The following is a 23,164-nucleotide window of genomic DNA, read 5'->3' on the forward strand; positions in this document are numbered from 1 at the left end:
AACCCAAAAGCTGAAAGCGAAAAGAGGCAAGAATCCCTGGTCTGAAGTCCGGAGTCAGAAAGACTAAGGGAAAGGACTAAAAGTGCAGAAAGTTGAGTATGCCAAACTTGATATTGATACGCACTTCTTGATACTATAATCCTTTAATCCCCAAATCCTGATCGATTATTTTGGCCGATAGCAAGGCCAACGGAATGCCACCGCCCGGGTGTACACTGCCGCCGCAAAAATAAAGCCCCTCAATTTGTGAACTAAAATTTGGATGCCTTAAAAATGCTGCGAACTGGTTGTTTGAGCTGTTGCCGTAAAGCGATCCCTGGTACGAACCTGTGTTCAGTTCAATACCCCGCGGGTCAAGCACGCGTTCGCAAACGATGTCATCGTTAATCGTTTTCTTTAATATGCTATTGACCTTCTGTAAGATGTTTTGCTTCGCTTGGGTGATCAGTTTATCCCAGTCCTGACCTTTATTTGCCGGAACATTGATCATCACAAACCAGTTTTCGCAACCGGCTGGTGCATCGCTCTCAATGTGTTTCGAAGTAATGTTAATGTAAATCGTGGGGTCGTGATACGGGGCTTCCGCTTTCCAAATCGAGTCGAACTCTGCTTTATAATCCTTAGCAAAAAAAATGTTGTGTAAACCCAGTTCCGGATGGCTACTTTTTACGCCCCAATAAAAAATCAAGGCCGAGCTGCTTCTTTCCTGACTCAATAATTTTTCGGGAGCTGGAAAAGCCTTTAACAGCTTTCTGTACGTAAACCAAATGTCCAAATTCGAAATTACAACGCTCGATGCGATCAGTTTGTCGCTGATTTTAATACCGGTGACCACTTTGTTGTCATACACGATTTCATCAACCCTCGAATTCATCAAAAATTTTACGCCGAGGTCTTTCGCCAGTTTAACAAGCGCATCGATGATGCCATACATGCCATTTTTAGGCAAGAATGCGCCGAAATGGTATTCAAAATGTGGAATAACGTTTAGCGTAGCCGGTGCCTGATACGGATTTGATCCATTATAGGTAGCGTATCTGTTAAAAATCTGCGTTATTCTTTCGTCCGTAAAAGAGCTTTCATTCGCCTTCGCCTGTGTCCTGAAAGCGTCTATTTGCCCAAATCTAAAAACCGATCTCAACGTATCCCAATGTAAATAACTTTTAATTTTGTGGAGTGATCTTTCCAGAAAAACCCGATGTGTGATGTCATAAATCGTTTCGCTTTTTTTCAAAAAACGTTTCACTTCTTTCGCGCTTGATTGCGTTCTTTGCTCAATTTCTGCCGCAAACTTATTCAAATCTGTATGTGCGGTCAACCTTAACCCGTCTTCGTAAAAATAGCGGCAAACTTCATTCAGCTTTTCATATTCGAAATAGTCTTTTGGGTTTTTTCCGGCCAGTTCGAAAAGTTCATCAACGTATTGTGGCATGGTAAACAGGCTTGGCCCGGCATCAAATCTGAAGCCCTCGAGCTTAATCTCAGCGAGCTTACCACCCGGATAAGCGTTAGCCTCAAAAACCGCTACATCGAAACCTTTTACAGCCATTCTAATTGCCGAAGCAATTCCGGCAACCCCAGCTCCTATAATTATTGCTTTTGGTTTAGGCATGCTGCGAAAATAGGATAAAAATATTTATTAACTTATGGCATGAACAAGGGTGAAATAATTATTTACAAAAACGATATGGGCTTGCCAGCAATTGAGGTTGCTTTACAAGGGGAAACTGTTTGGTTAACGCAAAGACAAATGGCGCAATTATTTGATAAAGATTATAAAACAATTTCTAAACATATTATTAATGTTTTTAAAGAGGGTGAACTACTACGAGAGGCAGTTGTCGCAAAAAAGGCGACAACTGCCTCGGACGGCAAAACATATCAAATTGAACATTATAGTTTAGACGTTATTATCTCAGTAGGTTACCGTGTAAAATCTAAAGAAGGTACGAGGTTTCGTATTTGGGCCAATCAAGTTTTAAAAGATTACCTGATCAATGGTTATGCGCTGAACAACAAAAAATTGCAAGAACAAAGCCAGCAACTGGCCCAACTTAAACAAGCTATTAAATTAGTAAATAGCGTACAAAACAAGCAGTTGCTAAATGATGAGCAATTGAAAAGCACTTTCAAAATTCTAGTTGATTATGTATATGCGCTTGATGTACTGGATCGTTACGATCATCAAAAACTAGAACATACTGTATCAAATTTAAAGGGAAATTTTAAAATAGACTACGAATCTGCAGTCGAAGCTATTAACGATTTACGCTATAAATTTGGTGGAAGCAAACTATTCGGTAACCAAAAAGACCAATCTTTTAGAAGTTCATTATCTACTATTTATCAAACATTTGATGGGGAAGAACTATATCCAAGTTTGGAAGAGAAGGCCGCAAATCTGCTCTATTTTGTTGTAAAAAATCACTCTTTTACTGATGGAAACAAACGGATTGCAGCATTTTTGTTCATTTGGTTTTTAGACCGAAACAAAATGCTTTATCGAGAAGATGGCAGCAAACGAATTGCCGACAATGCGTTGGTTGCGCTCACTTTATTAATTGCCGAAAGCAATCCTTTGGAAAAAGAAATGATGATAAAAGTCGTTACCAATTTAATAAACGATAAAAATTAACTTATTTCAATTCCAAAAGGTACAATTTCGTTTGTTTCTCAATTTCATTAACGGCAAACTTTATGGCCGACCCTACACGCGTGGTTTCAGCCTTAACCGGCATTTGGTTAACAGTAGCGAGTGCATCTACATACCATTTGCACCACACTTCTAAAATATGTTTTTCATTAGCCACTTCCTTGCCGGCGGCAATTGCCTGCTTGCTCAATTCAAATTCGGTTTTTAAGCGTGTCAAGGCATCACTTTTAATCTGTGTAACAGTTTTCGACGCTGTATTTTCGTCGGCAGAAATCAAGGTGTAGGCGGCTGTTAATGCGCTAATTCCAATATTTTTCATTTCAATTGGCGAAACCTTGTCAATCCTGTCATTATCGGTGTGGTAAAACACGTCGGTGAAATGCCACATCAATAAGCCGGGGATTTTATTTTGCAGAAACGGTGTGTGGTCGCTTCCTCCCTCAAACGGGTTGTAGTTAACCGTCCAGTTGGCAAATTTGCCCTGAGTTTTACAGATATCAAAAACAAAATCGTTAAAATAGTGCGGAAACAGATCTTTTTCAGCTACCTCGCCAGCGCCCCATTCCGTATGTTTATCTTCACCCCGCGTCCAAATTGCCGAAGGATCTGGCATTTTTTCGATCAGGAACGATCCGCCCGTCTTCTTGGTGTCTTCGCCCACCATGTCCAGGCTCATTCCCCACATGATATCTTTAGCACGTGCCGTATCTTCAGTAATATATCTTCTTGTTGATGTTATCTCGTCGCCCCATAAAAAGGTGAGGGTTCGCTGTGGCATAATCTTTTTTGCTTTGTAAAGTTCAGCGGTTAATCGTGCCATCTCGGCTAAAGTACCAACACCGCTGGCATTATCGTTGGCGCCAGGTTCTTGCACGTGTGCGCTAAAAACAAAACGCTCTTTCGGCTTTACGCTGCCCTGCAGGTTGGCAACAATCGTTAATTCCTGTGATGGGTAAATTTTGGTTTCGATATCGACTTTTATCTTCGTTAAGCCTTTTGCGCAGGCGGCCTTTAACCTTTCTTTTGCCGAATAAGAAAGTAGTAACGTCCACACTTCACTATTGGCTTTCATACTGCCGAATTGGATAGAGGTTTGATGAACCTTGGGCTGTGTGTACTTTGGCATCGAATAGCCAAGCACGCCAATTGCACCTGCCTTTGTTGCCAGCGCCAATAACCTCGCCGGATGGCTTTCCGCAAAAATGATCTTTCCCTTTATATCTAGTTTTTCAATTTCGCTTGGTGTGACTTTATCTACAAATACAACTTCGACCGTAACGCCACCCTTCGGGGTAGAGCCACAGTTGATCGGAATCATATTGCGGTTGGTTTTGAATGAAATTAGCGGCGCCGTTTCTCCAGCAATAGTAATGCTGGCGTTAACCGGTTCCCAGGTGTTGCTTTTTAGTGGTCGCTTTTCAATCCGGTAGGTGAGGGGTGCCTCAAGCTCATTTTCTTTTTGCAGAACAAAGCCGGCTTTTTTCAAAATTTTCTCTACGCGGTAAATACTGGCGTTAAAACCTGCGTTTCCGGGAACACGAAAAAACTTTTCGACAAAAGCGGTAGTTTCTAATGCGTTTTTGGCGTTGAAACCACTGCGGGTCAGCTTGAAATAATTGTCAGTTGTATTTTGGGCGTAACTTGTCAATCCCGCTAAAAGCAGCGCAAAAAGTATCTTCGTTTTCATTTTCGTTCTAAAACCGAAAGATACTAAGAATATTCAATTTCAATTAAGCGTATCGCTTGCCAACTTTGTGCTTCAGGCTTTCATCAACAGACAGTGGCCCCGAGCCAACTACCCAAAACATAATGAGCAGGAAAAGCACTAAAACCGACAACCACAATTCGGAGTTTGGCATCGAAAAGCCAGGTGCAAGGTTAATAAAGAATACGGCGAATAGCAAAATCGGAATTTGGATAACCGCCGCAAACCGGGTAACCAGGCCCAAAGTAATTAAAACTCCGCCTACCAGATGGGCAAAAGCTACAACGTGGATGGCCACACTGATCATCATGCCAGAGAAACCAAATACGTTGTTTTGAGTAATCAGATTTTGCAATACGGATGTATCGCTGATAAACGAAACACCCTTTCCAAAAATAACCAGTCCGAGGATGATGCGAAGAAAGTCGAGCCATTTTGTCTGATGGGCATCTCCCCAATGTTCAATTTTACGGATAACGTTCATGATGAACCTCCATTTTTATGTGAAATGATGAATCAAGTTACGGTTTTTTGCAATCAAATCAAATAAATGCTTGATAATCAGTTGATGTTCTTATTGGAGTAAAAGGTCAAAGTAATGCAAATTTAATTTATACCGTTTTGGTTTTTGGTATAAATTTTGTATTATTGTGTAAATAGACAAAGGTTTTCGAGATGAGCAAAGAAATATTAGAATTTTCAGTGCAGGTAGATGAAAAGTTTGACTTAAAATTTAATTGGCTTAATGGCTTTTGGACAGCCGCATTTAAATTTTTTGGCGAATAAACTTCTAAACCAGAATAATAGGAAACGGGCAGCAGTTGTTCGATCGGAATATTATTGACCTGTAACTTTAGCTCACCATTCAATCGCCAACCTTTCTATCCTTTCGGAATGATTACCAGATTTGAGATTTTGACTCTGGAATTCCTACTTTCCTCCTTTAACCTTTCTACTTTAGTCTTTCAGCTTTTACCCTTATCTTTGCAAAATAATGAGTAGAAGAAAATCAGGAACGGTAACCATTGTTCCGAATGTACATATAATTGATATCGCTGAAGAAGGAAAAGGCGTGGGCAAGGCCGATGAACTGGTCATTTTTGTAGACAAGGCTGTGCCCGGCGATGTGGTTGATGTTCGGTTGACCAAGAAGAAAAAAAACTTTGCCGAAGCGGTAATTGAACAGTTGCACGAGGGATCAGCTTTACGCACCGACCCTTTTTGTCCTCACTTTGGCACTTGCGGAGGTTGCAAATGGCAACATATGGGTTACGATTCACAATTAAAATTTAAGCAAAAGAACGTGGAGGCTGCGTTACAACGCCTTGGCAAAATTGATACTTCGCATGCAGAACCGATTTTAGGCTCCGCTAAAAATAGATATTACCGCAATAAACTCGAATTTACATTTTCTAATAAGCGTTGGCTCGAAAAAACTGATGTAGAACGTGATGAAGACTTCGACATGAATGCGTTGGGCTTTCATGTTCCGCTTCGTTTTGATAAAATTTTGGATATTGAACATTGCTATTTGCAGGATGAGCCGTCTAACTCGATCAGAAACGCGGTGCGTAAATACGCTTTAGAAAATAATATCTCGTTTTACGATTTACGCAACCACGAGGGGGCATTGCGCAATCTGATTATCCGCACATCGAGCACAGGCGAAGTGATGGTTGCCGTTGTGTTTGCTTACCCGCAGGCCAATGAGATTGATGGGATGATGGGCTTTTTAAAAGACGGATTTCCGCAGGTTACCTCACTTTTATATATTGTTAACCAAAAAAAGAACGATACCATTTTTGATCAGGAGGTGAATGTTTTTGCGGGCCGCGATCATATTTTTGAGCAGATGGATGGTATCAGATTTAAGATTGGCGTAAAATCATTCTATCAAACCAATTCAGAGCAGGCGTTTGAGTTGTATAAAATTACAAGAGACTTTGCGGGTTTTACTGGCGATGAATTGGTTTACGATCTTTACACCGGGGCCGGAACAATTGCGAATTTTATTGCCAGGGATGTTAAACAGGTTGTGGGCGTAGAGTATGTGCCAACGGCGATAGAAGATGCGAAGTTTAACTCTGAATTGAACGGAATAGACAACACCATTTTTTATGCAGGAGACATGAAGGACATTTTAACTGCAGAATTTATTTTGGCACATGGTAAGCCAGATGTGGTCATAACCGATCCGCCGCGGGCCGGCATGCATGCCGATGTAGTGCAGCGCTTGCTTGAAATGGAGGCTGAAAAGATTGTTTATGTTAGCTGTAATGCCGCTACACAGGCCCGAGACCTGGAAATGTTGAAAGAGAAATACGATGTTGTGCGCATTAAGCCTGTAGATATGTTTCCACATACGCAACACGTTGAAAATGTAGTTTTATTAAGGTTAAAGGCATAGGATAAAAAGGTTTAAGGTCACTTTGTCGATCTTTAAAAATTAACCTTATACCCTAAACCTTTCACCCTTTACCTTTTGAATATGGATAGAGAAGAATTATTGGGCGCAACGCCAGAAAATAGCGGAGAGCCGCAAAAAAAGCAAGAGAGTCCGTTAGTAAGTTTAGAAAAGGACCTTGAGTTTTACGCTGATGCAATGAAGGAAGTGGCTATAGAAATTATGGTTGAGGGCATATCTTCCCATCCGATTTTTATTGCACACCAGCATGAGGTAAACATTGGCGAACTCATTTTAAACAAAGAAGAATTAAACACCAATTGGACAATTCAGGCTTCAACGCTAGAAGAATTTGTAGAAAAGGGAATCATCAAAAAAGATAAAAAAGAAGCTTTTTTAAAGGCTTACAAAAAGCCAGAAGATTTTATGTGCGTTTTTGTAGTTGTACCAGAAGGCGCTAACTTTATTTACTATCCGTATAAGTAGTCCGAAAGTCGGGAGTCGGGAGTCAGAAAGTCGGGAGTCCGAAGTTTAAGTGCAGAGAGAACTCCCGGGCTTGAAAGTTTAATGGGCTCGTCACTGCCCCGAAGGGGCTACTTTGTAGCAAGGCTGGGCATAAGCGAGCCGAACTGTGCCGATTTTTCATTGGTAAGCAATCTCTCTAACGGTGAACCAATGCGTCAATAACCAATAACCAATGAACCAATGACCAATGACCAATAACCAATGAACTAGTAAAAAAAGCAAAACGCCACTTTGCATCCACAAAGCGGCGAATTATCATTAACTAAACTAAGTTCTTAATTCACGTGATGAACATCACCACTTTTCGAAGTTGCACTTTTTCTTAAAGCGGCATTGCCTTTATAACTCACATCGCCGCCACCGCTGGCTGCGGCCTCTAATCCTTTATTTACATAGATACCCACGTCCGATCCGCCCGATGCCTGTACTTTGGCATAATCGGTAATCAGCCCGTAAGCGTCTATATCGCTTCCGCCGCTCGATTGAATGCTCATATTTGTTGCTTTACCTTTAATTTCGATGTCGCTACCTCCACTCGATTGAATGGTAACATCCTGACACGCAACCTCCAATTTCAAATCTGAGCCTCCCGAGGAACGAATAGCCAGCTTGTTGCTTTTTAGTTGATTGCGAGTGTAAACATCCGATCCGCCCGAGGCTGCAAGCGCAGCCAGCGTTTTATAATTTACATAGGCTTTAATTTCGCGATTTTTAAATATACCGCTTAAGCTAAAGCCATCTTTAAATTTGATATTAATGTTGTTGCCGTTTTGCTCTACCACAATGTTTTTGAGTGTTTCCTCATCTGATGTGATGCTCACACTTTCGCTGCCGCCTTGCGTAAGGTATAAATCGATACCGCTGCTTACGCCAATGCTATTAAAGTTTTTTATGGGAAAGTTTTTTGTGTCTTGTGCATTCGCTATAAATCCGCAGGTACTGAGCAAGAGAAATAACGACGATTTCGCAAATAATTTCATGTTTTTGGTTTAAGGTTATTAATTAGACGCATGCGATGCAAAAACGTTGCAAGCAATTGAAATTATTTTTCAAATAGTTTGAATTTCATCCTTAAAATCGTTCTTTTTGTATTCAACCTTTTTATAGTATGGCATCGCAACTCCTAATTCTCGATAAAAAACAAATCCAGCAGAAAATAGATCGTATCGCTTATCAAATTCTTGAGGATAATTTAGGCGAGAAAGAGATTGTACTCGCCGGGATTTGGGACCGTGGCTACAAATTGGCAATTAGGTTGGAGAAGGTGCTCAGAGAAATCTCCGATTTTAAACTCACACTGCTTCGCATAGATCTGGAGCGAGAAAGTAGCAAATTAATCGAAACTACCGATCTCGACCAGAGCCATTGGAAAAATAAGGTAATCATTATTATTGATGATGTTTTGAATAGTGGCAAAACGCTGGCCTATGGACTGGGCGTGTTTTTAAATACCCCACATAAAAAGATTCGCACCGTAGTACTGGTAGATAGAAGCCACAAGATTTTCCCTATCGCAACCGACTTTGTCGGGCTGGAAATGGCCACCGTTTTAAAGGAGCATGTGGATGTTATTATCGACGTAGAAGGAGAGGAAGACAGAGTTTATCTTAGTTGATGGATAGGGCCGATCCTACCAAGTGAAATTAGTTTGAAAAAGCTATTTTACTCCAAATTTTCTTTCTCTTACTCAAGAATGCGCTAAATCATGCGCTCATATTTGCAAATAACCCCAATTTTTTGCAATTTCCCTCCATGTATCAGCCGCGAAAAAATACCTTTATCTATAAATTTTTCTCCTGGTACATCCGATACATCATCAAAAAAGATTTTGCGGCTTTCAACTATGATGAGATAGAAACCAAACAAGACGCTGCCATACTCATTCTGGCCAATCATTTTAGCTGGTGGGACGGTTTCTTTATCTTTTACATCAACAAACGGGTTTTTAAAAGGCAATTTCATGTTCTGGTCAATGCCGAAAACTATAATAGCGTTGGTTTTTTAAAATATCTGGGCGCTTTTGCATCCGAAAATAAAAGCCGGGATGTGCTCCAAACACTTAATTACGCTGGGCAACTTTTGAATGACCCAAAAAACCTCGTTTTGGTGTTTCCGCAAGGCCAATTACACTCCAATCATTCAAGGTCGATAGATTTTAAAAAGGGTGTAATGCAAATGATCAACTCCAGTCATAAAAACATCGCCATTGTTTTTGCCGCTACCTTTGTTGATTATTTCGGCAAGCGAAAACCAACGGTACAAACTTACCTGCAAACCTGGGAAACCGAAGAATATGTGAGTTTACAACTACTAAAAAGCGCTTACAATAAACATTACGATCAATCGGTTGTTAAACAAACAGAAATTACCGAATGACGATTTTTATTTATGCTGTGCTTGTTTTTCTGGTGATCAGATTTTCTGTTACCTTATTCAACTTCCTGTCTAATCCGAAGCTGGCGAGGTCATTAAAGCACTATAACGATGAGGTTTCGATCCTTATTCCGGTTAGGGATGAGGAAAATGACATTTTGCATTTATTAAAATCAATCAGGGAACAAGATTATACCAATTATGAGGTTATTGTTTTAGATGATGGAAGCAGCGACAACACCTATGCGCTGGTAAGCAAATTCTGCACGGAGAACCCCCGCTTTAAAATTGTAAAAGGTAAAGCGCTTCCCACAAATTGGCTCGGAAAAAACTATGCCTGTCATCAGTTGGCTGAGCTTGCTACTGGCAAATACCTTTTATTTGTTGATGCCGACGAACAGATCGCTCGTGGATTAATTAACAGTTTAATTGCCCGCATGGAGATGGGAAAGCTTGCTTTGCTCAGCATCTTTACCAATCAGGTGATGCAAACGCTTGGCGAAAAGCTTACCGTTCCGCTTATGCATTTCATTTTGTTAAACCTTTTACCACTCAGGTTGGTTAAGTTATCTAAAAACCCGGCCTTTGCTGCGGCAAGTGGGCAATGCATGTTTTTTAACGCCCAAAATTACAAAGAAAACCGTTGGCACGAGCAGGTAAGGCACCAGGTGGTGGAGGATGTTGAAATTATAAAACTGGTTAAACAAGAAAAATTTAATGCGGAGGCGCTTTTGGCCAATGGCCTGATTTATTGCCGGATGTACAAAAACCTGAATGAAGCGCTAAACGGCTTTAGTAAAAATTTACTTGCAGGTTTTGGCAATAACGTGTTAATATTGCTATTTTACCAGCTTTTGGTAATAATTGGGCCAGTATTGCTGTTGTTTTATTTTAACATCTCGTTACTGGTATTGCCCGTTGCCTTAATTGTATTAAGCAGAACAATGATATCGTATTTATCAGGACAAAATGTTTTGATGAATTTGATTTTGCATCCATTTCAGATGCTGTTTTTCTTAATTATTTCATTCATCTCAATAAAAAAACACATCTCTAAAACAGGCACATGGAAAGGCAGAACGATCAATACGATTTAAAGGTAAAGAAAATCGCAGTTGCTGTAATCATCATTTTTCATTTGGTAGGCTTAATTGGGTTTATAGTTCCATCGGCACAACCTTATTTTATCAAGCTCATTCCTTTTCACTTATTGCTTATGTTTGCCATCATTGTATTTGCCTACAATGCCGATGTAAAACGCTTGTTGCTTTTTGTATCAGGAGTGTTTCTTTGTGGTTTTTTGGTCGAGGTTTTAGGCGTGCATACCGGTAAGATTTTTGGCAGTTACTATTACGGCGATACGCTTGGTTACAAGGTGTTTGCTGTGCCACTTTTAATGGGGGTTAACTGGGTAATCTTAATTTTTAGTGTGGGCCAGATGATGAAAAGCTTTAAAATAAGAAATAGTATTTTGGCTTCCTTATGTGGGGCGGTAAGTTTGGTTGTATTCGATTATTTTTTAGAGCCTGTGGCCATAAAATTCGATTACTGGCAATGGGATTGGCACCAAATTCCCATTCAAAATTACGTGGCCTGGTTCGTCGTATCCATCATTCTGCTTAAGTTTTATTATGCGCTCGGGTTAAAGCAGCAAAAATATATCGGTACCGCAATGTTCCTTTCGCAGTTATTCTTTTTTGTTGTCTTGTACATGACAACCCGTACAAATATTTTTGCTTAATTTTGCATTACAATGGGTTATAACTTGCAGGTTAATATAGATAAATCATCGGGCTTTTGCTTTGGCGTTGTTTACGCCATAGAAATGGCAGAGGATATTTTAGATAGCGAAGGTTACCTCTATTGTCTCGGAGACATTGTGCATAACGATGAAGAAGTTGAACGGTTGACCAACCGTGGCTTGAAAATCATCGACCACGAAGTGCTAAAGGGTTTAACAAACGAAAAGGTGTTGATTAGGGCTCATGGCGAGGCACCATCAACTTATCAATTGGCTTTAGAAAACAATTTAACCTTGATTGATGCTTCTTGCCCTGTTGTTTTGAAATTGCAAAACCGAATTAAAAATTCTCACGATGATGATGAGCAAGTTTTGATTTTTGGCAAGCATGGTCATGCTGAAGTAATTGGCCTGCAAGGACAAACCGACGGTAAGGCCATTGTTTTTCAGGATTTGGCTGAGCTCGACAATGTTGAGCTGCCATCGAAGTTTACCTTATATAGCCAGACTACAAAAAGCACCGATAAATTTTACCATATAAAAGATCAGTTGCTGGGGCGTGGCTACGAAGTGAAGGCGAACGATACCATTTGCCGACAAGTGTCTAACCGCTACGAAGAACTGGAAGATTTTGTAAGCCACTATGATAAAATCGTATTCGTTTCGGGCAAAAAATCATCAAACGGAAAGGTACTTTACGATGTTTGTAAAAAGTATAACGACAACTCTTACTTCATCTCAAACGTTGAAGAGCTAGATTATACCTGGTTTGATGAGAACGATAAAGTGGGTATTTGTGGAGCAACTTCTACGCCAATGTGGCTAATGGAGAAAGTAAAAGCAGCGTTGGAGCAATACTAGTCCTGTTATGAAGCTTGTCAGGCTGAGCGTAGTCGAAGCCCGTATACTACCCTTCGACTACGCTCAGGGTGACATTTTATGGATGGACCTTTCTTTTTTTAAAATTGCCCAAAACAAGAGAATCAAAATTGGAAACTAAAAACTCACATACCGGAATTGTAGTCGCCCTAATCGTTATTTCGTGTTGGTTTGTTTCGCTGTACCTACTCTTAAACTGGGATTTCGATTGGCGCAACCCATTGGTTTATGTGATGGTTTTTGTGCAAATGCACCTATTTACCGGCCTTTTTATCACTGCCCACGATGCCATGCATGGCACAATATCGCCAAACAAAAAAGTAAATGACTTATTGGGCTACATATCCGTTTTTCTTTATGCTGGCTTTTTCTATAATCGCCTTTATGCCAAGCACCATCAACATCATCAACATGTTCATACTGAATTAGATCCCGATTTTGCACCCCACAGTTTTTGGAAATGGTACTTTCGTTTTATGCTCAATTATGTTACCGTCATTCAACTAATTATTATGGCCATTGCCTTCAATGTGCTTAAAATTTGGGTAGATCAGCAAAACTTATTGTTGTTTTGGGTTTTGCCTTCATTGCTAAGCACCTTACAATTGTTTTATTTTGGAACCTATTTACCGCATAAAGGCGAGCATGAAAACGAATACCATTCCTCCACCTTGCAAAAAAACCACTTTATTGCTTTTATAACCTGTTATTTTTTTGGTTATCATCTCGAACATCATCAAAAACCAGGTATGCCCTGGTGGCAACTGCACAAAACCAAAGGCTGAGGTATTTGCTTTTAGAAAGCAAGGTTCCGCACAGTTGTCAATGCCATTGATGTTTTTATTTCTGTCATTGCGAAATCGGTTTCATCGAGTGAAACAATCTCATGCGAAATATTAGTTAATCAAGGAGATTGCTTCGTGCCTTGCAATGACGACCGCCTTAGAAACGTCACTATAGTGGATTTTTACTAAAAATTTACCACTCTGGATGACCGTAAAAAAGTACAATGATGCGCTGTTTCAAGTCCTCTTTTTTTATAGCCTGTTTCGTTTATTGTAGTCACCCGTTGTAAATAAACCTGATGGCAGCGGCAACCCCAGCTTTTTCGCGAGGCTATAGCGTACAGCAGGGCTAAAATGTTTTTATGGCAATGGCCGTCCATTTCCTGTTATAGAAATCAAAATGTGAAAGGTATCCGTTCAAATATTATGGCTTTTTTGACTAAAAAATGTCGACGATCATCTTTTTACGATCGCTTAAATATAATAAAAAGGCGATATTTGCGCCACAAAACATATCGTTTCAAGTATGAGCAAAAAGGGGATTTTACTGGTAAATTTAGGAACGCCCGATAGTCCGGCAACAGCAGATGTTAAAAAATATCTCGATCAATTTTTAATGGACGAGCGAGTTATCGATATCCCCAGGTTGAACAGAACGTTGCTGGTAAAGGGGATAATTGTGCCTTTCCGCAGCCCGAAAACAGCAAAATTATACAAAGAAATCTGGAGCGAAAATGGGTCGCCACTTTTGTACTATAGCCGTAAGCAAGCAGAAATGCTGCAACAACGCTTGGGCGAAGGCTACCATGTAGAATTAGCTATGCGCTACCAAAGCCCATCAATAGAATCGGCATTGGCAAACTTAAAGGCCGGCTTGGTAGAAAGTATTCAGGTTATCCCTTTGTTCCCTCAGTATGCATCGGCAAGCACAGGCTCAGTATTGCAATTGGTAATGGAGCTGGTGGGTAAGTGGCCAACCGTTCCTCCCATATCTTTTGTTAATTCGTTCCATGATAACGAGCTGATGATTCAAGTTTTTGCAGAAAATGCACGAAAACATCAGGTAGAAAGCTACGATCATGTATTGTTCAGTTTCCACGGATTGCCAGAGCGTCAGCTGTTAAAATGCGATCATACCGGAAATTACTGCTTAAAAAGCGCCGATTGCTGCCAAACGTTAAACGACACTAATAAATTTTGTTATTCGGCGCAAGGCCATGATACTGCCCGATTGATTGCCAAAGCGCTCAACATATCGAAAGAAAATTATACGGTTTGCTTTCAGTCCCGATTGGGAAAGGAACCTTGGGTGCAGCCTTATACGACAGATGTTTTGAAAAAACTGGCCGCTGAAGGCAAAAAACGCCTGCTTGTTTTTAGTCCTGCATTTGTGGCCGATTGCCTGGAAACCCTTTATGAGATTACTGTCGAGTATCATGAAGAATTTAGAGCGTTGGGCGGGGAGCATGTTCAATTGGTTGAAAGTTTAAACGACAGTCCGGTATTTATTGAGGCGCTGGCGGGAATGGTAAAATAAATTTCTATGGCAGGTTTTATCGTTTTAATGGGAGTTTCAGGAAGCGGCAAAACCGTTGTCGGAAATGCGCTCGCAGAAAAGTTAGAGAACGCCAATTTTGTTGATGGAGATAATCTTCATTCGCAAAGGAATGTTGATAAAATGGCGGCAGGCATCCCCTTAACTGATGAAGACCGCATCGATTGGTTAAAGCTAATTGCCTCAGTTGGCCACGATCAGGTGGCGCACGGTACCACATGCATTATGGCTTGCTCAGCGTTAAAAAGAACTTATCGCGATTTGTTGCGAGAGAAGAATCCATCAATGCGCTTTGTTTATTTGAAAGGAAGTTTCGAATTGATTAACAAACGCATTTCTCAGCGTTCGCATCAATATATGCCCTCAAGTTTGCTGCAAAGTCAGTTCAATACGTTGGAAGAACCGGAAAGCGATGAAAATGATATTATCGAAATCTCAATCGACCAAAGCGTAGAGGAAATTGTTCAGGCGATTGTAAGCGCTGATTTGATTATTAAATCATTACGCTAGCGTTGTTTAACCAGTGCTGGTCGGATTTTGCAATCTCATCATAACTAACGCTGGATTTAAATAAGGAACTAACGGGCTTCTGCTTTTTTAAGAGCAACAACTTCGTAGGTAAAAGATTCTTCCTTCGTCAGAATGACAAGTTGACTATTTGCTGGTCAAGATTTCAATCTTGTAACTAATCCGGGTAACCACTTAATTGTTGTTGTTTTACTCAATCTTCAATGTCGTTCAAGTCGTAATCGTTAAAATAATCCAAATTACGCATCGTTATTGATCTCGCTCGACCACGAGCACGTTTATCCAAAAACTCCTCGTACGATTTAACGGCATAGTGTTTAATGTGGATGATATCTTGTTTTGGTTCGCGATACCAAAAGTTTTGAGTTACGGTTTCACCGTGCGAATCGGCCGTACTTCCCGATATTCTGGCCACTTCATGGCAACCAATGAACGAAAACACTTTACGGGGATTAACAATGCTTTTCACATGCCTGTTTAAGTGCGCTTCGGGCTTAGCATGATGCTTAAAACGATCCATCACTTTTCCGGCTTCTTTTACCTTTGCGCCACCGCTGCCGTAAATTAACCAATTTATCTCTACGGCCGAAAAATCCTCGAAACGTTTCAAAAAGCGGGGGATAGAACTATCCTTAACAGGGAAAATAAATTCGTCCAAATCAATAAAAGCAATCCAGCGGGCATCTAAACGATGTTTCTCGAGGCAATTATCATAAGCCATGAGCTGCTGTTTCATGCCCGGCCAAAGGGTATACTCAACCATTCCCGATGAAATGTACGGTTCCAAAATCTGGCGGGTATTGTCGGTACTTTCGTTATCGTAAATATAAAACTTTTCAACGCCCAACTTGCGATGCCATTCAATCCATTCTTCAAAATAAGGCCCCTCGTTTTTGGCAATTGCACAAACTGCCAAATAATAATCTGGTTTAATGTTCTTTTTGCCGGGTAAACTTGCCATCAGTTTTAATGCACTAAAAGGCCCATAACGCAAAATCCCACGCCATTGGTTTCTGGTCATTTTATGCGGAATCAGGCCCGCAACAATCTCTGCAAGCCCCTTTTTGGTTACATCTGCTAAGTTGATTTTGGTTAAGATCTCATTCCACTTTTCCTTTTTCGAACGATTAGGAATGAAGGTGGTTAAGAAGCTTGCGACTGTTTTGTTCATTACTTCAGGAATAGGGATACAATATTCCCATCATCCTAAATTGACGTTTTCCGCGCTTGCAGGTTTTTGTATTACACATAATAGAATACCGTAGGGAGATATTGACAGCAAATTTAGCTTAAACGTTCAACTAGTCAAGTAGCGCGATGAAATACATGGAGAAATCGAGAAGAATGTTGAATAAGTTTACACTTTTACAACATAACCTTTGTGTCAACAAATAACTACTTTTACGCCTCTAACAAAAATGCCGTTCTCTATATCTTAATTGGGGTTCGAATCATTGTAAATGAATTTCACTATCTTTATCCCCTTTCAATTAAAAGAACTAATAGGCAGTATGGAGATTGATTTTGTAGTTACTTGGGTAGATATGAACGATCCGAAATGGAAAAAGGATTTCGCTGCTTACTCGGGTAAAATAGATAATAAAAAGAACGAGGTTTCCGAAGCTCGCTTTCGTGATCACGGGCTTTTGAAGTATTGGTTTAGGGGCGTTGAAAAATTTGCACCATGGGTAAGAAAAATCCACTTTGTTACTTGTGGTCAGCATCCCGAATGGTTAAATTTAAATCACCCCAAATTGCAGCTTGTTAACCATGAAGATTATATTCCTAACCAATTTCTTCCAGTATTTAATTCCAGTTTAATCGAGATCTATCTTCACAAAATTCCAAACCTTGCTGAGCATTTTGTTTACTTCAATGACGATTTTTTCATCATTAAGCCCATTACACAGGAACGATTTTTTAAGAACGGCTTGCCGAATGATATTGCTGCTTTCAGGATGAATTTTGGTCTGTCGTTATGGAGCAAATGTTTAAAAAATAATATCAGATTGATTAATAAACATTTTGATAAGAAAGAAGTGCTGGAGAGAGATCGTGACAAATGGTACGACGAAAGTTATGGTAGCCGCGGAAGGTTAACCAAGCAATTATCCTTCTACAACAAGTTTGTAACGCTCAGAACGCCACATAATGCACAGCCTTATCTAAAATCTACATTTGAAGAGGTGTGGGAAAAGGAGGGGCAGGAGCTTACAGCAATGTCAAGACATAGATTTCGTAGCCCCAATGATTATACGCAGGAGCTTTTCAGAACCTGGCAGATTTGTAAATCAAACTTTAATTCTTACAATACCTATCAAAATACAAAGATGTTTCCACTATTGTTTAAGGCCGAAAAGGCGATTAAAGCAATAAAAGAACAATCTTACTCGCTGGTTTGCATTAATGATAATGAACATATGCGAAATTATGAACAAACAATGGCGAGGGTAGAGCAGGCATTTGCCAGCATCTTGCCCGAAAAATCTAGCTTTGAAATTTAAGACAATGGAAGAAAAGGACTTGATTTCGGTGGTGGTTCCAGTTTATAATGGCCAACAGTATGTCAAAACCTGTTTGGAGGCCTTATTGGGGCAAACCTATAGCAATTTAGAAATCATTGTAATAAACGATGGATCAACAGATCAATCTGCAACATACATACAAGAATACCCCGTAAAGTTAATTAACCTCGAAAAGAATCAGGGCCTTTCATTCGCCAGAAACACGGGAATGGATGCGGCAACAGGCAAGTTTATCCATTTTATGGATGTTGATGATGTTGTTAACTTGAATTACTATGAGCTGATGCATACTGCAATTGTTGATACGGATGCGGATATTGCCTGTAGTGAGATTATTAATAAGGCAAGACCGCAAAAATCGCAGCGGTTTAAAACAGAAAGAGTTTACACAGCAACACACGATAAACTGGAGGCCACCTATGTTGGAAAGATGGGGTTTGTGTGGCGGTATTTGTTTAACACTGACTTTTTAAAAAAACATGCCTTGCGCTTTCAAGAGGGTAGATTGATGGAAGATTTGATGTTCTCTCTTCCTGCTGTCTTTTTTGCAGAGAAAGTGGTGGTTGTACCGAAGGCTGAGTATACCTATTGCCATCAGGAAAATTCGATTATGACCAATAAAGATGAGGCGCATAGAAAAAAACGGCGTGAAGATAAGCAACATGCCAAGGATGCTGCATTGGAATTTGCCCGTAAACATAATTTCGAAATACCGGGAGTAACTACTGGAAAGTTGCGATATATTATTAAAAAATGGGTTACTTAGTAACCTGAGTTCGATAATTAAAGTACATGTTTTGGGCTCGTATTGAACATTTAATATGAACGGTCGTCATCCTTCCCGAAACTTCGGGAGGGATCTTAATGCAAAAAACAGCGCACTGCATTAAGATTCCCACCTGCGTGGGAATGACGTGGTGTCTTGGTAGTGTGATTAAGGCAGTTTTCGGATGAAATAATAATCGAACTCAGGTTAGTACTTCATGTTATCATTATTTAGCCATAAAATGAATATTTTAAAAAAGTTATCAGCAACATTTATATATATAAAAGGAGCAACAAAAAAATATTATAAACGCAACAAGATTTGGAAACTATACCAAGATGTAGAAAGTTATTGGAAGGGTGTTGTTGCTGATTACTTCGACGGAAAATGTGACTTTTATGAACTAAAACCAAAGCAAGATCTGGCTGGAAGAAGTATTATTTGGCAGTATTGGGGGCAAGGAATTGAAAACGTCGAATTGCCCGAGGTGGTGCAGATGTGCTTTAGATCTGTAGATAAATACAAAGGAAATTATGAGGTAATAAGGTTGAGTGATGAAACCGTAAGCCACTACCTAGATTTACCTGATTTTGTTTGGGAAAAGAGAAAGAATCCTGCATTTAACAGAACCTTTTTTTCAGATTTACTTCGCTTAGCACTGCTTAATACCTATGGTGGTGTATGGTTAGATGCCACAATTTTGCTGACAGATACTTTACCTGTGCGTTTTACAAAACTTGACTATTTTATTTACCAACGAGACTATGCAACATCAAATAAAGCCTATTGGGAAAATACAGATGTTTACTATTGGAGCTGGCATCCAAATCATAAAGTACGGACATTGAATAGTATAATCTTTGCTAAAAAAGGTAATGCCGTTATCTCAGCAATGCAAAACTTAATACTTTATTATTGGAAGACCCAAGATCGAATTATCAATTACTTTTTCTTTCAAATTTTATATAATTTACTTATTGAAACACAATTTGTTAATGAAAAATGTGTAGTTGTCAGTGATACCATTCCTCATCTGTTACAAGCAAAAATGAAGTATCCAGATAGCAGTTCTATTACCGATGAAGAAATATTAAAGGCAAGCCCGATACATAAATTGGCCTATTTTAGGGATAATCGCTTGAAGCGATTGAAGTTGTTTTACAACAAGTATATTTAAGTTAACCATTGATCAAAAAGATAGCCAACACAGTAATTATAATTATGGAAAATTTACATCTCATTTCGGTTATCATTCCTGCTTACAATGCTGCGCCCTATTTGGCCCAATGCCTCGAAAACATCCTATATCAAACGCATAAAAACATCGAAATAATAGTTGTGGATGATGGATCGACGGATAACACCGCCGAGATTGCGGAGCGATACCAGGTTAAACTTATTCGTAAAAAAAACGAAGGTGTATCTAAAGCCAGAAACATGGGCTTAAAAGCTGCGACAGGAGATTTTATACATTTTATGGATGCAGATGATTTAATAAACCTCGATTTTTATGAACAAATGCTAAAGCCTGCACTAAGTTATGATGCAGATGTTGCCTATTGCGGAATGATTAATGAAAGAGAACCTAAATCATCGTATTCTATTGAGCATCAATTTTTAGCAATTGTAAATGAAGATAAGTTGGCATTAACTAAGGTAGCCAGCCACGGTTATTGTTTCAAGTATTTGTTTAAGGCATCTTTTTTAAGTAAGCAAAAATTGGAGTTTGATGAAACGGCGCATATTGCAGAGGATATGATATTCTCCATACAAGCTGTGTTTTTAGCTAACAAAGTTGTGTCTGCTCCCGGTGCGGTTTATTACTATAAATACAGACAGGATTCGGCATTGGTAACTCAGCGTAAAAAAAGCAAATGGGAACGGGAGAAAACGATGAAACCTTTACGGCTTTTTAGAAAGAACTTTGAAAAGATGCACAATATAAAACTTAACAATCATGCTGTAAGGTGGACTCGCTATCGGTTTTTAGGCATGCTGTTGCTGAAAAAAAAGACCGATGATAAAGGTAATGCTGCGTGGTATTTTTTGGGCCTGTGCATTATACAACGAAGAGATAAATGATAAGATATAAAGTAAGCGTATTTTAAGAATTCATTATCTCACCCATTGTACTGTTCTTTTTGATTAAACCACACTTTCTAAACATTTCAATTAATCGTCGATTACGTGAAGTAAGTTTAATCATTGAAATATGGGGTAAAAAGTTGTCCAATCGGCATAAGGCAAAATTTATTTTATGATTAACCCACCCATAATATCCTTGAATGTAAAATGCGCTGTCTTCACATCTCTTTAGGTACAAATTAAAATCTTTACTTTCTCTAAAAGCAATTTGACAAGCTATAAAAACTAACAAATAGTGCGGTATCGGGATGTTTTGTTTTATTAAATCATAATCTGGCCTTATTTTAAGGTCCTCGAAATAGTTTTTGCTACCTAAATCCTTCAGCGGTATCAATACATCCAACCAACGCTTAATTATATGGTTATTTGGGGCTGCTGCCAATAACCAAGATTCAAGCACTGGGTATTCGGCATCTATCGTTTGATTTTCATTGTAATGCGCAATAATATCAAAACCTTCGCTTTCGGCCTTTTCGTGTATCCAATTTAAATTATCTCTTAAAATTATGGTACAATCCATCCATATGCCACCAAATTTATATAACAATTCCAATCTTATAATATCGGTTTTATTTGCAATAGGCATTTTGCCTTTGATTACTAAGTCTGGAAGAAATGCGCTTACTTTATTTTTACTTAAAATATGAATCTTATGCTCGGGATGTAACCTTTGGATAGCATCAATCATTTTCTGAATAGAATAAGGAATGAAATCTTCTTCCCAATACATCCAAATAATTTTAGGGATGCTTTGCGGCTTTGCATCGGGATTATTTGTAATAATTAGTTTCTTTTCGACTGGATAACTTTGAGGTAAAGAGGTGCCTTTTATTGTATTGACGACCAAACATTTCAGCATTTTTAAAAATACCCACAACTCATCACTGATCTTATTTAATGTTAACCGCATCGTAATTTAATCGTTCCTGATTTCAGTATTAAAATTTAATGAGCTTTTTGGATGTTTAATGCTTTATATCAATATTTTAATTATTATTTTTTGCATCAAAAACATTAAGTAAAGACCCAAAACTCAGGTTATTTATGTGTTGTTTTCGCTTTTATTTCTCGATCTACTTCTTAAACAGTTATTAAATATCAATTTATTATTCTGCACCAGCTTAACGCAACACAAGATCTAAATGGAATATTTAAATATTTATCCTAAACTTTCGATTTATAAGAGGAGGGTCAAAAGTATTGTAAATTGGCTAACTTTCCAAACACTAAATCTGTTCAGTTATCGCTTTACAGATGCTATGCTTCTTTTCATAAATTTGAATAAAAGAGCAATGTTATAAGTAAACGGAAATTTAATGTTGAACGGTAAGGATGTGCTTCCTTTTATTAATTTATACCGCTCTAGCCACTCTTTCATAATCCATTTATGTTTCTTAAAATTCCATCGTACCTTATTATTATTCTTATTCAAGTAATTTAAAACGCTAAAGTACTCTTCAAATCTTTGTTTTTCTGAGCTAGCATTTTTGATGTTTCTTGTAGTACTATCGTGATATCTGAAATTGTTTAATATTTTAGCTGAATAACAAACCTTACCGCTCTCCAACAACTTTATCCAAAACAACCAATCGCCTGCAAACCTCATGTTGGCTATAAGCCGAAACACAGCTGTATCTATCGATTTTTTTTTAAACAACACTGCACTGGCATTTGGTATCACATTTTTATAAAAAAATTGAGTGTTAATCTCATCTAGCCCATCATTTCTAAAATCTTTCAACCAATTTCTTTCGCTTATATCATCTGCCCATGCCAACCGTGTTTCCTTTTTCCCATTCTTATCTATACACCAAGAGGCACAGTAAGAGAGTACAATATCGTCATCAGTTTTTGCGTTGTTAAATACGGTTTCTAAAAATTCTTTTTCGGCCACATCATCACTTTCTGCAATCCAAATCCAGTCTCCTTTTGCCAGATTTATGCCTTTTTCCCATTGTTCAAAGGGCGATCCAGAATTAATCTCATTATATATTACGTGACTAACTTTTTCGTGAAATCTATATTGCTCTATAATCGTTTTACTATCATCTGTTGAGCAATCATCTAGAATAATGACTTCAAAGTCTTGAAATGATTGGTTAAATACAGACGCTAAACGCTGTTTGAGATAGGCTGAATGGTTATAGTTTGGAACGATAATGGAAATAATAGGCATAGATAGGTGTATTGGGAATAAGATTTCTCTATCCGGTCTGGCTTATCAAAGGAGATATTTGCTCAGCATAAAAACCGTCAGAAAAAAATTAGCATTAGGTTTATAATCAAAAAAAATATCTCGTACGTTAACTGTTTAAGTAATTTTTGTTCTAAAATAGAATAAAAATTTTCAAAACTCGATATTTTATTGAACCGAACCTCGCAGGTTTAAGGCCTGCGGGGTTATTCCTAATGTGATAAACGTTTATCGGGTTGGTTGTGGTATGTTTTTAAAATAATTTATGAACCATGATGACAAGTAGTTATCCACTTACTTAAGTACATCCGCAGCGGATAACGATTATATAGTATACCTAAGAGGCCGTCATAAAAAGCTAAATGAAAGTCTAAGCACAGATTCGA

23 protein-coding genes are annotated in these 23,164 nt (G+C 38.8%); 16 read left to right on the top strand and 7 right to left on the bottom strand.

The features are described from left to right. Positions 1-133 precede the first annotated feature (133 nt). Complete coding sequence (gene crtD / locus IZT61_RS17310) at positions 134-1,612, bottom strand: 1-hydroxycarotenoid 3,4-desaturase CrtD (protein ID WP_196098286.1); 1,479 nt, start codon at positions 1,610-1,612, stop codon at positions 134-136. A 39-nt stretch (positions 1,613-1,651) separates the two neighbouring features. Here crtD and rhuM point away from each other — a divergent pair, with 39 nt between their 5' ends. Next, positions 1,652-2,635 (top strand): virulence protein RhuM/Fic/DOC family protein, encoded by a 984-nt coding sequence (gene rhuM / locus IZT61_RS17315; protein WP_196098287.1) that lies wholly within the window; start codon positions 1,652-1,654, stop codon positions 2,633-2,635. 1 nt (position 2,636) lies between these two features. On the opposite strand, the gene IZT61_RS17320 is transcribed toward rhuM, so the two are convergent. Then, entirely contained in the window at positions 2,637-4,340 is a 1,704-nt protein-coding gene (locus IZT61_RS17320) for a M28 family peptidase (RefSeq protein WP_196098288.1), read from the bottom strand. A 43-nt stretch (positions 4,341-4,383) separates the two neighbouring features. Then, complete coding sequence (locus tag IZT61_RS17325; RefSeq protein WP_196098289.1) at positions 4,384-4,842, bottom strand: DoxX family protein; 459 nt, start codon at positions 4,840-4,842, stop codon at positions 4,384-4,386. A 191-nt stretch (positions 4,843-5,033) separates the two neighbouring features. On the opposite strand from IZT61_RS17325, the gene IZT61_RS17330 reads away from it, so the two are divergent. The 3 genes from IZT61_RS17330 (at position 5,034) to IZT61_RS17340 (ending at position 7,248) form a co-directional block, all read left to right on the top strand. Next, the gene (locus IZT61_RS17330) at positions 5,034-5,144 is read left to right on the top strand and encodes a phenylalanyl-tRNA synthetase subunit alpha (protein ID WP_196098290.1); all 111 of its coding nucleotides are present in this window, start codon (positions 5,034-5,036) and stop codon (positions 5,142-5,144) included. Between the two features lie 208 nt (positions 5,145-5,352). Further along, on the top strand, positions 5,353-6,765 hold the full coding sequence (gene rlmD, locus IZT61_RS17335; protein WP_196098291.1) for a 23S rRNA (uracil(1939)-C(5))-methyltransferase RlmD: 1,413 nt from the start codon (positions 5,353-5,355) through the stop codon (positions 6,763-6,765). Between the two features lie 81 nt (positions 6,766-6,846). Continuing rightward, positions 6,847-7,248 carry a hypothetical protein gene (locus IZT61_RS17340; RefSeq protein WP_196098292.1) on the top strand — a complete coding sequence of 134 codons (402 nt, stop codon included), beginning with the start codon at positions 6,847-6,849 and terminating at the stop codon, positions 7,246-7,248. A gap of 314 nt (positions 7,249-7,562) precedes the next feature. Here IZT61_RS17340 and IZT61_RS17345 read toward each other — a convergent pair whose 3' ends face one another. After that, positions 7,563-8,267 carry a head GIN domain-containing protein gene (locus IZT61_RS17345; RefSeq protein WP_196098293.1) on the bottom strand — a complete coding sequence of 235 codons (705 nt, stop codon included), beginning with the start codon at positions 8,265-8,267 and terminating at the stop codon, positions 7,563-7,565. A 128-nt stretch (positions 8,268-8,395) separates the two neighbouring features. On the opposite strand from IZT61_RS17345, the gene IZT61_RS17350 reads away from it, so the two are divergent. The 8 genes from IZT61_RS17350 to IZT61_RS17385 all read left to right on the top strand — a co-directional run bounded on the left by IZT61_RS17350 (position 8,396) and on the right by IZT61_RS17385 (position 15,130). Next, positions 8,396-8,902: a phosphoribosyltransferase family protein gene (locus IZT61_RS17350; RefSeq protein WP_196098294.1), complete on the top strand. Its 507-nt coding sequence runs from the start codon at positions 8,396-8,398 to the stop codon at positions 8,900-8,902. A gap of 122 nt (positions 8,903-9,024) precedes the next feature. Further along, a complete protein-coding gene (locus IZT61_RS17355) occupies positions 9,025-9,663 on the top strand; it encodes a lysophospholipid acyltransferase family protein (RefSeq protein ID WP_230383747.1) in 639 nt (212 codons plus the stop codon). After that, a complete protein-coding gene (locus IZT61_RS17360; protein ID WP_196098295.1) occupies positions 9,660-10,757 on the top strand; it encodes a glycosyltransferase in 1,098 nt (365 codons plus the stop codon). Before IZT61_RS17355 ends, IZT61_RS17360 begins: the two co-directional genes overlap by 4 nt. Beyond that, on the top strand, positions 10,727-11,401 hold the full coding sequence (locus tag IZT61_RS17365) for a carotenoid biosynthesis protein (protein WP_196098296.1): 675 nt from the start codon (positions 10,727-10,729) through the stop codon (positions 11,399-11,401). The genes IZT61_RS17360 and IZT61_RS17365 overlap by 31 nt, the downstream gene beginning before the upstream one ends. Positions 11,402-11,413: 12 nt before the next feature. Beyond that, positions 11,414-12,262, top strand: coding sequence for a 4-hydroxy-3-methylbut-2-enyl diphosphate reductase (locus IZT61_RS17370; RefSeq protein ID WP_196098297.1), 849 nt, complete (start codon positions 11,414-11,416; stop codon positions 12,260-12,262). Between the two features lie 128 nt (positions 12,263-12,390). Continuing rightward, a complete protein-coding gene (locus IZT61_RS17375) occupies positions 12,391-13,065 on the top strand; it encodes a fatty acid desaturase (protein WP_196098298.1) in 675 nt (224 codons plus the stop codon). Between the two features lie 526 nt (positions 13,066-13,591). Further along, a complete protein-coding gene (gene hemH, locus IZT61_RS17380) occupies positions 13,592-14,602 on the top strand; it encodes a ferrochelatase (protein ID WP_196098299.1) in 1,011 nt (336 codons plus the stop codon). Between the two features lie 6 nt (positions 14,603-14,608). Next, the gene (locus IZT61_RS17385) at positions 14,609-15,130 is read left to right on the top strand and encodes a gluconokinase (protein ID WP_196098300.1); all 522 of its coding nucleotides are present in this window, start codon (positions 14,609-14,611) and stop codon (positions 15,128-15,130) included. A 211-nt stretch (positions 15,131-15,341) separates the two neighbouring features. Here IZT61_RS17385 and IZT61_RS17390 read toward each other — a convergent pair whose 3' ends face one another. Then, the gene (locus IZT61_RS17390) at positions 15,342-16,319 is read right to left on the bottom strand and encodes a glycosyltransferase family 92 protein (RefSeq protein ID WP_196098301.1); all 978 of its coding nucleotides are present in this window, start codon (positions 16,317-16,319) and stop codon (positions 15,342-15,344) included. A gap of 289 nt (positions 16,320-16,608) precedes the next feature. Between IZT61_RS17390 and IZT61_RS17395 the strand changes: the two genes are divergently transcribed. From IZT61_RS17395 to IZT61_RS17410, 4 genes are all read left to right on the top strand, one after another. Beyond that, complete coding sequence (locus IZT61_RS17395) at positions 16,609-17,652, top strand: Stealth CR1 domain-containing protein (RefSeq protein ID WP_230383748.1); 1,044 nt, start codon at positions 16,609-16,611, stop codon at positions 17,650-17,652. A 4-nt stretch (positions 17,653-17,656) separates the two neighbouring features. Continuing rightward, complete coding sequence (locus tag IZT61_RS17400) at positions 17,657-18,439, top strand: glycosyltransferase family 2 protein (protein WP_196098302.1); 783 nt, start codon at positions 17,657-17,659, stop codon at positions 18,437-18,439. A 241-nt stretch (positions 18,440-18,680) separates the two neighbouring features. Continuing rightward, positions 18,681-19,616 (top strand): capsular polysaccharide synthesis protein, encoded by a 936-nt coding sequence (locus tag IZT61_RS17405; RefSeq protein ID WP_196098303.1) that lies wholly within the window; start codon positions 18,681-18,683, stop codon positions 19,614-19,616. Between the two features lie 44 nt (positions 19,617-19,660). Next, complete coding sequence (locus IZT61_RS17410) at positions 19,661-20,521, top strand: glycosyltransferase family 2 protein (protein WP_196098304.1); 861 nt, start codon at positions 19,661-19,663, stop codon at positions 20,519-20,521. A gap of 22 nt (positions 20,522-20,543) precedes the next feature. Here IZT61_RS17410 and IZT61_RS17415 read toward each other — a convergent pair whose 3' ends face one another. Both IZT61_RS17415 and IZT61_RS17420 read right to left on the bottom strand, forming a co-directional pair. Further along, a complete protein-coding gene (locus IZT61_RS17415) occupies positions 20,544-21,494 on the bottom strand; it encodes a glycosyltransferase family 32 protein (RefSeq protein ID WP_196098305.1) in 951 nt (316 codons plus the stop codon). A gap of 330 nt (positions 21,495-21,824) precedes the next feature. After that, on the bottom strand, positions 21,825-22,760 hold the full coding sequence (locus IZT61_RS17420; RefSeq protein ID WP_196098306.1) for a glycosyltransferase family 2 protein: 936 nt from the start codon (positions 22,758-22,760) through the stop codon (positions 21,825-21,827). Positions 22,761-23,164: the final 404 nt, after the last annotated feature.

The sequence above is a fragment of the Pedobacter endophyticus genome (genome assembly GCF_015679185.1).
GTDB classification, from domain to species: Bacteria; Bacteroidota; Bacteroidia; order Sphingobacteriales; family Sphingobacteriaceae; genus Pedobacter; species Pedobacter endophyticus.

Coding starts and splice junctions, on each gene's coding strand:
- hemH (WP_196098299.1), top strand. CDS start 13,592: ATGAGCAAAAAGGGGATTTTACTGGTAAATTTAGGAACGCCCGATAGT.
- rhuM (WP_196098287.1), top strand. CDS start 1,652: ATGAACAAGGGTGAAATAATTATTTACAAAAACGATATGGGCTTGCCA.
- rlmD (WP_196098291.1), top strand. CDS start 5,353: ATGAGTAGAAGAAAATCAGGAACGGTAACCATTGTTCCGAATGTACAT.
- IZT61_RS17320 (WP_196098288.1), bottom strand. CDS start 4,340: ATGAAAACGAAGATACTTTTTGCGCTGCTTTTAGCGGGATTGACAAGT.
- IZT61_RS17330 (WP_196098290.1), top strand. CDS start 5,034: ATGAGCAAAGAAATATTAGAATTTTCAGTGCAGGTAGATGAAAAGTTT.
- IZT61_RS17400 (WP_196098302.1), top strand. CDS start 17,657: ATGGAAGAAAAGGACTTGATTTCGGTGGTGGTTCCAGTTTATAATGGC.
- IZT61_RS17390 (WP_196098301.1), bottom strand. CDS start 16,319: ATGAACAAAACAGTCGCAAGCTTCTTAACCACCTTCATTCCTAATCGT.
- IZT61_RS17370 (WP_196098297.1), top strand. CDS start 11,414: ATGGGTTATAACTTGCAGGTTAATATAGATAAATCATCGGGCTTTTGC.
- IZT61_RS17350 (WP_196098294.1), top strand. CDS start 8,396: ATGGCATCGCAACTCCTAATTCTCGATAAAAAACAAATCCAGCAGAAA.
- IZT61_RS17395 (WP_230383748.1), top strand. CDS start 16,609: ATGAATTTCACTATCTTTATCCCCTTTCAATTAAAAGAACTAATAGGC.
- IZT61_RS17325 (WP_196098289.1), bottom strand. CDS start 4,842: ATGAACGTTATCCGTAAAATTGAACATTGGGGAGATGCCCATCAGACA.
- IZT61_RS17410 (WP_196098304.1), top strand. CDS start 19,661: ATGGAAAATTTACATCTCATTTCGGTTATCATTCCTGCTTACAATGCT.
- IZT61_RS17385 (WP_196098300.1), top strand. CDS start 14,609: ATGGCAGGTTTTATCGTTTTAATGGGAGTTTCAGGAAGCGGCAAAACC.
- IZT61_RS17345 (WP_196098293.1), bottom strand. CDS start 8,267: ATGAAATTATTTGCGAAATCGTCGTTATTTCTCTTGCTCAGTACCTGC.
- IZT61_RS17365 (WP_196098296.1), top strand. CDS start 10,727: ATGGAAAGGCAGAACGATCAATACGATTTAAAGGTAAAGAAAATCGCA.
- IZT61_RS17360 (WP_196098295.1), top strand. CDS start 9,660: ATGACGATTTTTATTTATGCTGTGCTTGTTTTTCTGGTGATCAGATTT.
- crtD (WP_196098286.1), bottom strand. CDS start 1,612: ATGCCTAAACCAAAAGCAATAATTATAGGAGCTGGGGTTGCCGGAATT.
- IZT61_RS17340 (WP_196098292.1), top strand. CDS start 6,847: ATGGATAGAGAAGAATTATTGGGCGCAACGCCAGAAAATAGCGGAGAG.
- IZT61_RS17420 (WP_196098306.1), bottom strand. CDS start 22,760: ATGCCTATTATTTCCATTATCGTTCCAAACTATAACCATTCAGCCTAT.
- IZT61_RS17415 (WP_196098305.1), bottom strand. CDS start 21,494: ATGCGGTTAACATTAAATAAGATCAGTGATGAGTTGTGGGTATTTTTA.
- IZT61_RS17405 (WP_196098303.1), top strand. CDS start 18,681: ATGAATATTTTAAAAAAGTTATCAGCAACATTTATATATATAAAAGGA.